The sequence below is a fragment of the Acetobacter sp. UBA5411 genome, assembly GCF_002409645.1.
In the GTDB taxonomy this organism is placed as follows: domain Bacteria; phylum Pseudomonadota; class Alphaproteobacteria; order Acetobacterales; family Acetobacteraceae; genus Acetobacter.
Genome location: NZ_DHNR01000019.1, coordinates 66261 through 80582, shown reverse-complemented (window position 1 = coordinate 80582; position 14322 = coordinate 66261). Strand labels below are relative to the sequence as shown.

The following is a 14322-nucleotide window of genomic DNA, read 5'->3' as shown; positions in this document are numbered from 1 at the left end:
TATGTTCGCATTCCATGCGACCGTATGAGGCGGGCGCATCCAGCTTTTGAACACTGCAACCTTGGGACCGGTTTCTTGGCGCGTATCAGCCGCATCCTTCCAGCCAGCCTTTCATCCGCCACGACGAAAACGTCGCTGAAACGCCGAGGTGATGAACTTGGCGGCGTTCTGCTATGGGTGCTGGCGCTCGTCCTGACGGCCTGTTTCTGGAGCTATGACCCGCTCGACCCCTCACCTGATGTGTCGACTGACAGAGCGCCCACGAACCTGCTTGGACGACCGGGAGCGTTTCTGGCCGACATTCTCATCCAGGCTGTTGGTCTCTCCACAGCGCTGCTGATTGTGGCCCTCGCCGCATGGGGATGGAGAATCTTCCGGCATCGCGGTCTGAGCGTCTTCGTAATACGGGCTGTCGCCCTCTGTTTCCTTCTTCCAGTGGGAGCAGCCCTTCTTGCGGCGCTCCCCATTCTGATCACGGCCTTTCACGCGCCGGCATGGCCATCTGACGCAGGTATCGGTGGCGGAATCGGAGCCAGCATAGCGCGGGAAGCCGTTGCCGCCGGAATGTCCGCCATTGGTCCTGCGGGCGGCGTCATCATCTGGTTCCTCGGTCTGATTCTTGCTGTTCTTCTGGGCGCTCTGGCGTTCGGGCTCGACAAGAATGAGTGGAACAGCATCGCCCGCATGACGGGCGCGACCATGCTGCTCATCGGTCGTCAGCCCGGTCGCCTCGCCAAGGTGATTATTGCCCGTCAGCGTCGCACCCTTCCGGGGCAGGAGGACGCATACGCACGCGCCGACTACGGCAATGGCTATGAAACAGCCGGTTCCGAAACCGGCTTTGTCGAACAGGACAATGGCAGCAAACGGTCGTGGATTCCTCGGCGCGCCAAGGCTTCCACCGCATCAGCCGGGCAGTATCTTGCCGCAAAGGCCGCGCAGGAAACCCGCTTTGCGCCACCGCCGCCGCGTTCCGAAACAGCAAGACAGCCTGCCGCCACCAGAAGCACGGCTCCGACCGGAACCGATCTTGCCCTTCTGGCGCCTTCTCCGGAATCACCTCCGGCCAACCGCCCGACCGGTCGCAGGCCTGCCAACACGGTCAATGAGGATGAGCCGGTCTACGCCCTGCCCGGTCCGGTGAATGACGCCCCGCCGCCGACCGAGCGTCTCTCAGCTTACCGGGATGAGCAGACCGAGGTTTCTGATCTTCAGGCACCAGCATCCTCACAGCCAGCACCTCCCCCCCCGCAGGCTGTCCGTCCTGAACCGGTCACACAGTCTGCCGGCTACGGTGCACCTGCTGAAGGTGAAGGCAAGAAGTCTCTCCTTTCCAAACTGTTTGGTGGACGCTCGGAGAATGATGGCGGTTCAGCATCAGGTCGCCGCGAAGCAGCCAAAGCGTCTCAGGGATGGGTTCTGCCACCTGTCTCCCTGCTGAAACTTCCGCCCGCCTCACGCGCCGCCATGGCCCCGTCGCGGGAAATGCTGGAAGGGAATGCCCGCCTTCTTGAGACGGTTCTTGCCGACTTCGGCGTGCAGGGGCGGATTGTCGATCTGCATCCAGGCCCGGTGGTCACGCTGTATGAGCTTGAGCCCGCGCCCGGTATCCGTGCCGCTCGCGTCATCGGTCTGGCGGACGACGTAGCCCGCTCCCTGTCCGTGCTCAGTGTCCGTATCGCCACCGTTCCCGGTCGTAATGTCATCGGTATTGAAGTCCCGAATGCGACCCGGGAGACGGTGTATCTCTCCGAGCTGTTCAAATGCCCGGAATGGGTGAACACGACGGCGCGGCTTGAGTTGGCTCTCGGCAAGGACATCGCTGGCGAGCCGGTCTTTGGTGATCTCGCCAAGATGCCGCATCTGCTCGTCGCAGGCACCACCGGCTCCGGCAAGTCGGTCGGGATCAACGCGATGATCCTGTCGCTGCTCTTCCGGCATTCTCCGGACGAGTGCCGCCTGATCATGATCGACCCGAAGGTGCTGGAACTGTCGATCTATGACGGCATCCCTCACCTGCTGACGCCTGTCGTCACCGAGCCGAACAAGGCCGTCACCGCCCTGAAATGGGTCGTGCGCGAGATGGACCGCCGCTATCGCGCCATGGCGCATCTGCAGGTTCGTAATATCGCCGGTTATAACGAACGGGCTGCGCAGGTTCGTGAGCGCGGCGAGGAAGTCACGCGCCGTGTCCAGACGGGCTACGATCCGGAAACCGGCAACCCGATTTTCGAAGAACAGTCCCTGACGCTCGATCCCCTGCCCTTTATCGTTGTGGTTATTGACGAAATGGCCGATCTGATGATGACGGCGGGCAAGGAAATCGACGCCGCTGTCCAGCGTCTCGCGCAGAAAGCCCGTGCGGCCGGCATCCACGTCATCATGGCGACGCAGCGTCCGTCTGTGGACGTGATCACCGGCACCATCAAGGCCAACTTCCCGACGCGCATTTCCTTCCAGGTCATCAGCAAGTTCGACAGCCGCACGATCCTTGGCGAACAGGGCGCAGAGCAGCTTCTGGGCCAAGGCGACATGCTGTTCATGCAGGGCGGTGGTCGCATCACGCGTGTGCATGGACCATTCGTGGCGGACAGCGAAGTCGAAGCGGTGGTCGAGTTCCTGCGCGAACAGGGCGAGCCGATTTACGACGAGGACGTCATCTCCGAACGCGAGGACGACAGCGCTGCGGGAGCCTTCGATGCCGGAAGTGGCGGCGGCGATGGTGAAGCAGGCGGTCTGTATGACAAGGCCGTGGCCATTGTGATCCGCGAAGGCAAGGCATCCACCTCCTTCGTTCAGCGTCATCTATCGATTGGCTATAACCGCGCCGCCAAGCTGATCGAACAGATGGAGAAGAACGGTATCGTGACGGCTGCCGACCATGTGGGACGCCGGAAGGTGCTGATCGGGCGTGGCGCAGAGGACTGACGCCCAGTTTGGATAGAGCCATTCCACTGCGCTCTGGCTTAACGGGATGGTTCAAACTACTTCCTTATCGCGCTTCTTCATTCGTTGCGTCGAATGCAGCGGCTTTCGATTTCAGCCTTCCCCTCTCAAGGTCTTATTCCTAGAGAAGCGGTGAAGGCTTCCTCTGATGCTGGAAATGAGTGAACGGTCATGACGGGTCTCACTTCAACACTCCCGTTTGAAACGCTCTATGAAAGCAATCAGGCGCTTATCATCAATAAGCCCGCTGGCCTGCCGGTTCATCCCGGACCTCGCGGCGGACCCAGCGTTGAAGACTGGTTTCCCCTGATGAGCCGACGGAAAGACGGTCCGTGGCTGGCGCACAGACTGGATACCGACACGGCGGGTTGCCTTGCCATTGCCCTGCGCAAACAGACGTTGCTGGCAATGCAGTCCTGCTTCTTCCAAGGCCTCACCCGCAAGATCTATTGGGCCATCGTGCAGGGCGTTCCACCGGAAATGGCCGAGATCGATCAGCCTCTAAAGAAAATCAGTTCGAAGTCTGGTGGATGGAGAATGTGCACCGCCACGGACGGGCAAAACGCACGCACGACATTGAAACGTCTGGGAACAGATGGCGTCTGTTCATGGGTAGAACTGACGCTGCATACAGGTCGGACCCATCAGGCACGGATTCATTGCGCGTTGCTGGGTACGCCCATCAAAGGCGACCCGATCTATTTGGAAGGAAAAAATGAGACTTCAGGTCCGTTACAGCTTCTGAGTCGGGAGCTAACTCTGCAACTTCCCACGCCGATCACGGCTGTCGCGCCGCCGCCGCCCCACATGGAGGCGGCGTTAAGACGCTGCGGGTATCACCCGTCAAACGGGTAATACCCTTCTTGAATGAACCGATCAGTTGCTGACCGCGTGCCAGGACTTGCCCTGAAACTTGTAGTCCACGTGCAGTTCTTCGATGATTTCGGAGAATACGTGATTGTCATACACGATCATGGACGGGATCGGACGCACCCGCATGAAATCTGCATGGAACGTGCGGTTCAGAGCGCGCTCGAATACACCGGGGCCGGTCTTGTAGGGGATGTACAGACCCGGATGCAGATAGCAGTTCCGATAGAGCGACAGCAGAACGTCTTCCAGAATCGGGCTGTTCGAGACCGAACCGAAGAAGTCGTTATGCACCACGCTGTCATGGGTCAGCAGGAACACATGCGAGTGGTGATGGGATAGCCGCTCAAAGAAAACTTCCTCGGAACGGATACGGATATCGGCATCAAGCCACCAGCCGCCGAGCTTCTGGATGACATGGGCGCGAAGGAAGTCAGCAGCCTCAGCAGGATGACGGGTGCTCAGGAACAGGTTCCGGGCCTCGACGCCGTAGACGTCATACAGCCACTGGGCGGCTTCTTCCTGATTGAAGGTTTTGACCTCAATGCCCTTGAGATTGCGGTGATATTCAAAGTTACGCTCAACCTCGTCCGGCGTTTCCTTATCCCAGTACATGAAAATCTTGCGTGGGATGAGAGCGCCCGGCACACGGCTGTCTGCCACACCGTTACGCATCTGTTCTGTGTAGAGGCGATTCATGACCTCCAGATACAGCCGGTCACACTCTTCGCCCGTGTGGAACTCGTCGTAACAGTTCCCCATGATGCGGGCGGCCTTGATCAGGTCGCCTGTTGTCCATGCCGTCTGGATACCGAGGATGTAATTATAGAGTGGCAGCGACAGAGACCGTAGAGCATCCATATCTGCTGGGTCGAGCGGCAGACCGGCCTTCAACTGGCAGAGAAGGCTCACATGCAACAGGATGTGCGCGCCGGGATGCTGGTCCGGAGATTTTGAATGAAGATCATATCCGATGTGATAAACGCGGGCCGCTTCCGCAACACACCGATCGGTATGGAGAATATTGGCGAGGTAAAACGCCTTCTCGACAGTGTCGCAGCCATGCTCATTATAATAAGCAACGGCTCTTTCATTATTTGCCAGATCGGAGGGAGTAAGATGCGGTGGCGTTACCGGTTCAGTCATTCCATTTTCTCCGACGGACTTATCTGGGCAACTTATTAGCAAATCCTCAGATCGTTACAACCTGAACGCATGGTCAATGGGACCCTAACTACTCCTGATTATCATTTTTTTTCGCTAAAAACTGAAAAAGATCGTCTGATGCTGAATGGCCCGCAGAAAGCTCTCTGCTGACAAGCGTTCGCCCCCCTTAACAAACCATCGGAAGATCGCCATCGTGGCGCACAATTTTCGGCTCTGGCAGCAAGGGAGGCTCTCATGACACGCCCTCAAAACATTCTGGTCCGCGGCGCAGGCGTTGCGGGTCTTGTTGCCGCTGTCAGACTGGCCAGTCGGGGAGCGCGCGTCACCCTTGCCGAGGCTGGACCGAAGGTTGGCTCGGGCGCATCCTGGATGGCGGGCGGCATGCTCGCCCCTTGGTGTGAAGCAGAGTCAGCGCCGCCGGAAGTGACTGAACGTTCAATTGATTCCCTCGCCTGGTGGCGCGCCAACGTGCCAGATGTGCAGTCCAACGGCAGTCTTGTGGTCGCACCTCCCCGCGACACAGCAGAAATCGCCCGCTTTGGACGCCGCACCAGTCATTTCCGGGAAATTGGTCCGCAGGAGATCGGCGAACTGGAACCGGATCTCGCTGACCGTTTTCAGAAAGCCCTCTTCTTCCCGGAAGAAGGGCATCTCGATCCACGAAAGGCGCTCCCTGCCCTCGCTGATCGTCTGGTCAACGAACTGGGCGGCCGCCTGCTGTTGAATACTCCGAACGCACCCACTGACGAATCTTTCGACTGGATCGTCGATGCCACAGGTTTGCGGGCACGGAAGGAACTTTCTGCGCTGCGAGGCGTGAGAGGAGAGATGCTTCTTCTACGCTGTGCCGACGTTGAACTGCACAGGCCAGTGCGGATGCTGCATCCCCGTATTCCTATCTATATAGTACCCCGGGCTGATCACCTGTTCATGGTCGGCGCAACGATGATCGAAAGCGAGAATGACGGACCGATGACGCTTCGGTCGATGAGCGAACTGCTCAACGCGGCATGGACGCTGCACCCTGGTTTTGCGGAAGCTGAAATCGTGGATATCGGGACAGGCTTAAGGCCGTCCTATCCGGATAATGTCCCGCTCGTGACGCAGGAAGGCCGCTCCATTTTCGTCAATGGCATGTACCGTCACGGCTATCTTCTTTCGCCATGGCTGGGCGAACAGGTCGAGAAGCTCGTATTCGATTCTTGAAACATCTGCGACTTGCGTGGCCTTCCTGAAAGCCCCAAGTGATGCATGAACCATGCAAGTGACGACGTCTGGTCAGGGAGGCTGACATGAACATTCTGGTCAACGACGAAGCCCGTGAGGTAAGTGCCTCCACTCTTGCCGCGCTTGTCGATGAACTCGGCCTGAAGGGTGCGCGCATCGCCACCGCTGTGGATGGTGACTTCGTACCAGCCTCCCGTCGCTCTCATCTGGCCATTGCAGAGGGGATGAAGATTGAAATCGTCGCTCCCATGCAAGGTGGATAAAACAATGAAGTTTTACGGAACCACACTTTCCTCTCCCCTGATGCTCGGCACGGCCCAGTATCCTTCTCCTGAAATCCTTGCCTCTGCTGTAAAGGCGGCGCAGGCAGGCGTGATCACGGTCTCATTGCGCCGTGAATCGGCCGGTCAGAAAGCCGGTCAGGCATTCTGGTCCCTCATTCGCGAACTTGAAGTCCCGGTGCTGCCCAATACCGCCGGATGCCACACGGTGAAGGAAGCGGTCACCACGGCTCACATGGCCCGCGAAGTCTTCGAGACGGATTGGGTGAAGCTGGAAGTTATCGGTGAAGCCGACACGCTTCAGCCGGATGTCTTCGGTCTTGTGGAAGCGGCGCGTATTCTCACCTCTGAAGGTTTCAAGGTTTTCCCCTACACAACGGAAGATCTTGTGGTGGCGGAAAAACTGCTGGCGGCAGGATGCGAAGTGCTGATGCCGTGGGGTGCGCCCATTGGTTCGGGCAAGGGCCTGAACAACGTATTTGGCCTGCGTGCTCTCCGTGCGCATTTCCCGGATGTCCCGCTGGTTGTCGATGCCGGAATCGGTGTGCCGTCTCACGCGGCGCAGGCCATGGAACTCGGCTATGACGCGGTGCTCATCAATACAGCCGTCGCCAAGGCTGGTGATCCGGTAGCAATGGCGCGGGCTTTCAGTCTCGCGGTCGAAGCTGGCGCTCTGGCTTATCAGGCCGACCCCATGGCGGAACGCGATATGGCGGCTCCCTCCACACCTCTCCTCGGAAAGCCTGTGCTCGCATGACCCATTCCCCACTCCCCCAACGTATCTATCCGGTTGTGGACCGCGCGTTCTGGGTCGATCGCCTTGGTGCAGCAGGCGCACGTTTCATCCAGCTTCGCATCAAGGACAAAACCGGGGCTGCTCTGGTTGAAGAGCTGAAGGAAGGACTGCGCTTTGCCGAACAGCATGGCGTGTCTTTGGTGGTCAACGACTTCTGGCAGGAAGCCATTCTGTGTGGCGCGCCCTGGCTACATCTGGGGCAGGAAGATCTCGATACAGCGGACCTCGATGCCATCAGGAATGCAAACATTCGTTTCGGCATCAGCACGCATTGCGTGGAAGAGCTGGATCGTGCGCTGGCAGTAAAGCCTGATTATGTCGCGCTGGGTCCGATCTGGCCGACACGCCTTAAGAAGATGGCTTTTGGTCCACAGGGCACGGAAAAGCTGACCGAGTGGCGGCAGAGGATTGGCGATCTGCCTCTTGTCGCGATCGGCGGTGTGACTCTTGCCCGCGCTCCTGAGTGTATTGCCGCCGGTGCAGACTGCGTTTCGGCTGTTTCCGACTTCATCCTCGCACCTGATCCTGAGGCCCAGATTGCAGCTTGGCTGGCGGCCACAGAAAAAAGCGTTGCGAAATAACAATACTCCCACGAACATCGCGACCTGCTTAAATGTTCTTCAATAGCTGTGACTGATTATCCAGCCAGTTGGTCGGATCGAAGGTTGTGCAGCTGATACCCGTCTTGAGAAAAACTGCCGGATTTGTGGCTGCATGTGGCGTGTGTTGTAGTTTTTTCACTGCCACGCCTGCGTGCGCTGAAGCTTTTGATTCCAAGGATGTAACGATCCTTGGAGAAGCACTGCATTTTGTTGTGCCACCGCCGAAAGGCGAAATCTCTGTTGCGGTTGTCTACAATCCCGCAGTGACAGGCTCAGAGCAGGAAGCTCAGCAGATCAGCAAGGCTTTTTCAGATACTTCACAGAACATCGGCGTTACCATGCATGCTTTTGCCGTGCGTCTCGATGATCTAAATCACAATGCGTTTGTTGCTGTGGTGTCCGCCAATGGGGCTGGCACGCCTATCCTGCGAAACGTTCTGACCTCGCACCATGCCGTTTGCGTGACAGGCCATCTGGATCAGGTCGAAAACGGAAGCTGCCAGATTTATCTGACTTCCCAGCCAACGGTCGATATTCGCCTTAATCAGGATGCCACGGACGCGGCAGATGTGCATTTCGCGACGGCTTTCAGGATTATGGTGCGCACGCTCTAATCACAGCGTCTTCACACACTGAGCGACATAAGCCGCCATATCTGCGATGACCTGTTCGATTTTCTGGGCAAAGCGGGGATTCAACCCGGAGCCGCCATTGGCCCTCCGGCTCACATAAAGAGCACGATTCATTTCAAGCTGTATGGCGCTGACGCCCTCAGCCGGACGACCGTAATGGCTGGTGATGAACCCACCGGCGAACGGATGATTACGAGCGACTTTCATATTTTGGGCCAACAGATTACGAGCCAGCGCCTGCACATAATGCAGTTCGCTTGAAGCGCCGAAACAGTCGCCAATCACACAGTCGGCTTTTGAACCATCCACTCCAGCCGGCATGGAGTGCATGTCGAGTAGAACACAGAACCCGTGCTTCTCTTTCACTTCCGCGATCAGTTTACGAAGTTCAGCGTGGTATGGATGCCAGTAACGGCGTAAGCGAGCCGTTGTTTCCGCCATGGAAAGTTTCCCGGCATAAAGCTGCCTTCCTCCGGAAACCACCACCGGGATACTTCCAAGGCCTGCACGTCCACGAGCGGAGGGACTGAGCGCTTCCCCCTCTGCTCCGGCGATCATGGCCGGATCGAGATCGAGTGAAGCTCTATTCACATCGCAGAAGACCCTGGGAAACGTAGCAGAAAGCAGGATCGCCCCATGAGCTGGCGCAGAAGCGACCAGAGTATCGACGTGAAAATCTTCCCCACTGCGCAGCACTTCAAGCGGCAACCTGACCTGAGCAAGAAAGCTGGAAGAATAATCGCGGCCTGAATGAGGTGACGAGATGATGAGCGGTATAGATTCGCCGGATGGGCGCACAACAGTTACAGGCGGATTCGCGCGGAAACCGACAGACGTATCTTCTTCTCTGGCGTTGAAAGAATCGCTGAAAACAGCGCCTGATTGGTCCAGCATAAGCACTCAGAACAAGGGATTATTGAGGTCGTTCTGACAGGTTACACTATTTTTTTCACATGGGCTTGCCTTCTTCGCAGAGCTCTTTTAAAAGCCCGCTTACCGGACAGATGGGCGCATAGCTCAGCGGTAGAGCACTACCTTGACATGGTAGGGGTCACAGGTTCAATCCCTGTTGCGCCCACCATCTGCTCCGGCAGAAAACCAATGGTTTTCTAAGCCTTATACATCAGACTGCAATGGTTTCATTCAGTCGATGCGCTTTTAGAATACGAATTTCACTTTCTATTAGCCGGGATTAATTCCTGATGTATGGCGTTTGAAAAAGTCCAGACACATATATCGGCCTAGACCTATACTCTTGTTCGAATGCCCGCTGGCCGCATCCGCAAGTTTCCGCAAAAGCCAAGCTTGAAAATTTTCTGATCAGTTTTTTATCGACATAATCTGACCTTTCAGAAGCACCCTCTGACACGGCCATTACCGACAAAGCAGGACCAGCAAAGCTGGTCCCACCGGTAAAAGATCGAAGCCTCAGGCCTCGTCTTCATCCTCATCGTCTTCCTCGTCATCTTCGATGACAACGGCGACGGTGATTTCGACGCTCTCGTCTTCTGCCTGAAGCTTGTCAGCCGTGTCTTCCGCCACGTCCTCGTCTTCATACAGCATGGCTTCGTTGGGATCGTCGGTCCACTTTGTCTCAGGGTTCCAGAAGGAGAGATCTCCGTTCTCGGCCTCGCGCTGGATCAGAAAGCCGACAACGACTTCGTCATCAAGGTTGATTTCGTCTTCACTCATGGGGCAGCCCTTTCGTGCACCGTTTGATAGCTGAGGCATCGCACATTGTGCGGGTCAGCATAAGGGGCTGTCTGCCTGACTGCGATGATATTTTTGCGGCATGATCCGAAATCAGTGAAAGACCGAATATAATCAGCCCTGTAAGGAGTTTGCATCGCTTACAGCTTGCAGTTGTCTTCCCGGCGGGGGATGCTTGTGCGAAGCGATATTGCCACATAGTCGGAGGAACAGCCGGTGCGCCGGAAACGGGGGATCAGTGAGGAAGAGCAGGCGCTATGGACGTCCTTCGTCCGTGGTGTGAAGCCGCTTGCCCTCAACGGACGTCCCTCCGGCCTTCCCGCAAAGCCTAGAGCCCCTGCTCCGGATCAGACCTTACCTGCCCGCCAGAATGCGGAAGGCGGACCGACAATTGCCCCTTCCGTGCGCATGCCAGATCCGATGCCTTCCCGCATTCCTCTTACACAGAGTCACATGCGATCTGCCGCCTTCATGACGACAGGGGAAATAGCGGTTGCCAATCATCTGCGCGGAAAGGCAGCAAAAAAGAAATACGTCAACGCTCCAGCCCAGATCGGTGCCCGACAAGCCGGTCTGGATACTGGAAGCTGGAAGCGGCTCTCAAAAGGACATACGACGGTTGAGCGAAAGCTCGATCTGCATGGCATGACGGCGCAAGCGGCTTTCATGCGTCTGCATGAATTCCTCTTTTCAGCATACAGCCAAGGCGTCCGTTGCGTCGAAATCGTGACCGGGCTTGGCTCTGGGCCTGAGGGAGGCGTGTTGCGGCGTGAGTTACCTTTCTGGCTCGGTCGGGATGATCTCGGGCGCATGATTCTGGCTGTCACACACACCCATGAAGCCAATCGCGGAGCCGTGCGCATTCTGATACGAAAGCGCCGCTCTTCCCACCCAGGCAAACGCTGAGAACTGCTTCTTTACTCTCCGCTCTGCGCCACCATGTGATAGGGCACGACGCCCCTCTCCTCTCCTCCCGCATCGATCTGGAAACCTGCCGCCGGGATGGCGCGATGACGGCAATCCGTGCGGATGCAGGCACGGCATCCGGGACCGATAGGAATGATCGTGCGTTCATCCGACAGATCGAGCCCGGCGGCGTAAACCAGTTCTGAGGCATGAGAGACTGAGCAGCCCAGCACAATCGCCACGCGCCTTGGACGATCGAAGTAAGATGTGCCTGCATGACCCACCGTACGGGCGACGTTCAGGAACACGGCATCATCCGTGGTGCGTGAGACCTGCACCTGTAGCTCTCCGGGCGTCGCAAAGGCACGGAAGACATTCCATAGCGAGCAGAGGCCACCAAAACGGGGCAGATTGAAACGGGTCGCGCTGTAACTTTTTAGAATATTTCCAGCAATATCCGTCTTGATGAAGTAAAATGGCAGCCCTTCCTGTCCCGGTCGTTGCAGGGTCGAGAGACGATGGCAGACCTGCTCGAAACTGACACCGAACTGACGTTGCAATTGGTCGAGATCATGCGATTTCGTGCGGGCAGACTGCCGGAACCGCGTGTAGGGCAATAGCAGCGCGCCGGCGAAGTAATTGCTCATCCCCACATGGGCCAGATCACGGGCATCGGAAGAAGTCAGGCCAGACCGTTTCACCGCCCGGTCAAGCAGACGTCCGTAACCAAGACGCCCTACGACCTGCGCCATGTAGAACACACTGCTTTCCGATGGCACACCATCCGCCATGAGAAGCCGTCGTCCGCGCTTGTCGAAACGCCAGATGACCGAACGACTGTCCAGACTGCTGTCAGTCAGAATTTTGACGCCGTGATGATCGCGCAGATAGCGCTCGAGATTGGCGGCCAGAAGACCTTCCGAAAAATCCAGTGTTTCGTAAAGATCTTCGGCTGCACGGTCTATTTCATCAAAGTAGTTGCGTTCACGCTGCACCCAGTCACCTACGGCCTCGTAGGGCGAAACAGTTGTTACCTGTTCTGCAACCACCGACGCGCCGGACGTATCAATCTGTGGTGTGGAGAGCCCCTCTCCTGAAAGAATCTTGTTATATTGTGCATTTTCCGCATCATTCCGTTCCCTGATAATGGTTCGATAGGCTCGATAAAGCGTCACAAATCTATCAGCCAGAGCAGGCGCTCCTCTCACAGCGGCCTGAAGTTCCGCCGGACGGAGCGAGGCTGACTTGAACAATGGATCGCCCAGAATTTCTCGCAGGGCCTGAATCTGCCGGATCTCGTCACTGTCGCCAAAATAGGCGGGTGACACATCGAAGAGATTGCAAAGTTTTAACATCAGAGGCGGCGGAATGGGCCGCTGATCGTTTTCAATCTGATTCAGATAGCTGGGAGACAGGCCAAGATCCTTCGCCAGATCCTGCTGTGTTTTTCTTATTCTGCCACGCAACTCCCGAATACGTGATCCCGCGAAGACCTTGCTGACACGTTTCGTCACCTTCGCATCCTTTGCAAAAACAGCTTCTTTTTATCGCTTCAATTCGCTTCGTTCACCATAGCTGAAATTCGCGCTTAAGCCATACTCGCCTCAGTTTTCGTGAATGAGGCTGACATGCAAACCTACGACATCAAGGTTCACCCCGAGAAAGATCGCCTGCCCCGCGACCAGCAGCTCGCCTGGCATATTGCCGAAGTGGCGGCTGACCCGGTGGAAATCGAAGCCCCTGTCACCGAGATGATCATCAATCGTGTGATTGATAACGCGTCGGTTGCCATCGCGTCGGTCAATCGTCACTCCGTCATGAGCGCACGGGCTGAGGCGCTGGCGCATCAGCGTCCGGGTGGCGCGACCGTTTTCGGCTGTGGGCCAGACGTTCGTGTCCACGCAGAATGGGCGGCATGGGCCAACGGTACCGCCGTGCGCGAACTCGACTTCCACGACACGTTTCTGGCCGCTGAATATTCGCATCCCGGCGACAACATCCCCGGCATCCTCGCTGTAGCGCAGCAGTGCCAGCGTTCGGGTCATGATCTGATCCGCGGCATCGCTACGGGCTACGAAATCCAGATCGACCTCGTGCGCGGCATCTGCCTGCACAAGCACAAGATCGACCATGTCGCGCATCTCGGTCCGTCTGTGGCGGCTGGTATCGGCACCCTGCTCGGCCTGCCGACAGAGACGATCTATCAGTCCATCCAGCACGCGTTGCATGTGACCACCGCTACACGCCAGAGCCGCAAGGGCGAGATTTCCTCCTGGAAAGCCTATGCGCCGTCCCATGCGGGCAAGATGGCGGTTGAATCCGTTGATCGCGCCATGCTGGGCGAAACGTCGCCAAGCCCGATCTATGAGGGCGAGGACGGCGTGATCGCGTGGATGCTGGACGGCAAGGATGCGCACTACATCGTTCGTCTCCCCGAGCATGGTGAAGCCAAGCGGGCGATCCTCGACAGCTACACGAAAGAACACTCTGCCGAATACCAGAGTCAGGCCCTGATCGACCTTGCTTTCAAGCTGGGCAAGCAGGTGAAAAACTGGGACGACGTGAAGGATGTTCTGATCGAGACCAGCCATCACACGCACTACGTGATCGGCACTGGCTCGAACGATCCGCAGAAGTTCGATCCGAAAGCATCGCGCGAAACGCTCGATCATTCGATCATGTATATCGTTGCGGTCGCGCTTCAGGATGGCTCGTGGCACCACGTCCACTCCTACTCACCGGAGCGCGCCAACCGTGCCGATACTGTGCGTCTGTGGCAGAAGATTCACACGATCGAGCGTCCGGAATGGACAGAGCGTTATCACTCCATCGACCCGAACGTGAAGGCTTTCGGTGGCCGTATCACCATCACGATGAATGACGGGTCCGTCATCTCAGATGAACTGGCGGTCGCCAATGCCCATCCGCTCGGCGCCACACCGTGGACGCGCCCGGACTATATCAAAAAGTTCCGCACGCTGACTGATGGGATCATCACGCCACAGGAAGCTGACCGGTTCCTTGAAGTCGCCCAGCGTCTGCCGGAGCTATCCGCGAAAGAGCTTTGCGAACTGGAAATCACGCTTCCGTCTGGTGAACTCAGGAAGAATCCGAAAGTCGGTATTTTCGGTTTCGGTCAGTAACACACAGCGACACAGGAAGATGGCTTCAGACTCATGAAGCCG

Annotated in this window: 13 protein-coding genes and 1 tRNA gene; 10 read left to right on the top strand and 4 right to left on the bottom strand. The window is 57.3% G+C overall.

The genetic code is table 11. The annotated features are described in order from the left end of the window. The first annotated feature begins 24 nt into the window (after window positions 1-24). Together B3759_RS05535 and B3759_RS05530 are read left to right on the top strand one after the other, a co-directional pair. On the top strand, window positions 25-2928 hold the full coding sequence (locus B3759_RS05535) for a DNA translocase FtsK 4TM domain-containing protein (RefSeq protein WP_408736449.1): 2904 nt from the start codon (window positions 25-27) through the stop codon (window positions 2926-2928). 189 nt (window positions 2929-3117) lie between these two features. Further along, window positions 3118-3801, top strand: coding sequence for an RluA family pseudouridine synthase (locus B3759_RS05530; protein WP_291364428.1), 684 nt, complete (start codon window positions 3118-3120; stop codon window positions 3799-3801). 21 nt (window positions 3802-3822) lie between these two features. Here B3759_RS05530 and B3759_RS05525 read toward each other — a convergent pair whose 3' ends face one another. Then, complete coding sequence (locus B3759_RS05525; protein WP_291364426.1) at window positions 3823-4962, bottom strand: hypothetical protein; 1140 nt, start codon at window positions 4960-4962, stop codon at window positions 3823-3825. A gap of 255 nt (window positions 4963-5217) precedes the next feature. On the opposite strand from B3759_RS05525, the gene thiO reads away from it, so the two are divergent. From thiO to B3759_RS05500, 5 genes are all read left to right on the top strand, one after another. Then, window positions 5218-6189 carry a glycine oxidase ThiO gene (thiO, locus tag B3759_RS05520; protein WP_291364424.1) on the top strand — a complete coding sequence of 324 codons (972 nt, stop codon included), beginning with the start codon at window positions 5218-5220 and terminating at the stop codon, window positions 6187-6189. Window positions 6190-6275: 86 nt separating this feature from the next. After that, window positions 6276-6473, top strand: a complete 198-nt coding sequence (thiS, locus tag B3759_RS05515) for a sulfur carrier protein ThiS (RefSeq protein ID WP_010668218.1) — start codon at window positions 6276-6278, stop codon at window positions 6471-6473. Between the two features lie 4 nt (window positions 6474-6477). Further along, window positions 6478-7248 (top strand): thiazole synthase, encoded by a 771-nt coding sequence (locus B3759_RS05510; protein ID WP_099348794.1) that lies wholly within the window; start codon window positions 6478-6480, stop codon window positions 7246-7248. Then, the gene (locus B3759_RS05505; protein ID WP_291364420.1) at window positions 7245-7868 is read left to right on the top strand and encodes a thiamine phosphate synthase; all 624 of its coding nucleotides are present in this window, start codon (window positions 7245-7247) and stop codon (window positions 7866-7868) included. Before B3759_RS05510 ends, B3759_RS05505 begins: the two co-directional genes overlap by 4 nt. Window positions 7869-7972: 104 nt before the next feature. Then, window positions 7973-8503 carry a hypothetical protein gene (locus B3759_RS05500; RefSeq protein ID WP_291364418.1) on the top strand — a complete coding sequence of 177 codons (531 nt, stop codon included), beginning with the start codon at window positions 7973-7975 and terminating at the stop codon, window positions 8501-8503. Here B3759_RS05500 and B3759_RS05495 read toward each other — a convergent pair whose 3' ends face one another. Continuing rightward, a complete protein-coding gene (locus tag B3759_RS05495) occupies window positions 8504-9415 on the bottom strand; it encodes an N-formylglutamate amidohydrolase (protein WP_291364416.1) in 912 nt (303 codons plus the stop codon). A 112-nt stretch (window positions 9416-9527) separates the two neighbouring features. On the opposite strand from B3759_RS05495, the gene B3759_RS05490 reads away from it, so the two are divergent. Then, a tRNA-Val gene (locus B3759_RS05490) sits at window positions 9528-9602 on the top strand. A 347-nt stretch (window positions 9603-9949) separates the two neighbouring features. Here the strand turns inward: B3759_RS05490 and B3759_RS05485 are convergent. Next, window positions 9950-10213, bottom strand: a complete 264-nt coding sequence (locus B3759_RS05485) for a hypothetical protein (RefSeq protein WP_010665957.1) — start codon at window positions 10211-10213, stop codon at window positions 9950-9952. A gap of 234 nt (window positions 10214-10447) precedes the next feature. Here B3759_RS05485 and B3759_RS05480 point away from each other — a divergent pair, with 234 nt between their 5' ends. Continuing rightward, the gene (locus B3759_RS05480; protein WP_291364413.1) at window positions 10448-11137 is read left to right on the top strand and encodes a Smr/MutS family protein; all 690 of its coding nucleotides are present in this window, start codon (window positions 10448-10450) and stop codon (window positions 11135-11137) included. Window positions 11138-11148: 11 nt separating this feature from the next. Here the strand turns inward: B3759_RS05480 and B3759_RS05475 are convergent, their stop codons facing one another. After that, a complete protein-coding gene (locus B3759_RS05475) occupies window positions 11149-12651 on the bottom strand; it encodes a helix-turn-helix domain-containing protein (protein WP_291364411.1) in 1503 nt (500 codons plus the stop codon). Window positions 12652-12765: 114 nt separating this feature from the next. On the opposite strand from B3759_RS05475, the gene B3759_RS05470 reads away from it, so the two are divergent. Further along, window positions 12766-14280, top strand: coding sequence for an MmgE/PrpD family protein (locus B3759_RS05470; protein ID WP_291364409.1), 1515 nt, complete (start codon window positions 12766-12768; stop codon window positions 14278-14280). The last annotated feature ends 42 nt before the right edge of the window (window positions 14281-14322 follow it).

Excerpts from the sequence above, each read along its gene's own strand:
- thiS (WP_010668218.1), top strand. The coding sequence starts at position 6,276 with ATGAACATTCTGGTCAACGACGAAGCCCGTGAGGTAAGTGCCTCCACT.
- thiO (WP_291364424.1), top strand. The coding sequence starts at position 5,218 with ATGACACGCCCTCAAAACATTCTGGTCCGCGGCGCAGGCGTTGCGGGT.
- B3759_RS05510 (WP_099348794.1), top strand. The coding sequence starts at position 6,478 with ATGAAGTTTTACGGAACCACACTTTCCTCTCCCCTGATGCTCGGCACG.
- B3759_RS05535 (WP_408736449.1), top strand. The coding sequence starts at position 25 with ATGAGGCGGGCGCATCCAGCTTTTGAACACTGCAACCTTGGGACCGGT.
- B3759_RS05505 (WP_291364420.1), top strand. The coding sequence starts at position 7,245 with ATGACCCATTCCCCACTCCCCCAACGTATCTATCCGGTTGTGGACCGC.
- B3759_RS05495 (WP_291364416.1), bottom strand. The coding sequence starts at position 9,415 with ATGCTGGACCAATCAGGCGCTGTTTTCAGCGATTCTTTCAACGCCAGA.
- B3759_RS05485 (WP_010665957.1), bottom strand. The coding sequence starts at position 10,213 with ATGAGTGAAGACGAAATCAACCTTGATGACGAAGTCGTTGTCGGCTTT.
- B3759_RS05530 (WP_291364428.1), top strand. The coding sequence starts at position 3,118 with ATGACGGGTCTCACTTCAACACTCCCGTTTGAAACGCTCTATGAAAGC.
- B3759_RS05525 (WP_291364426.1), bottom strand. The coding sequence starts at position 4,962 with ATGACTGAACCGGTAACGCCACCGCATCTTACTCCCTCCGATCTGGCA.
- B3759_RS05470 (WP_291364409.1), top strand. The coding sequence starts at position 12,766 with ATGCAAACCTACGACATCAAGGTTCACCCCGAGAAAGATCGCCTGCCC.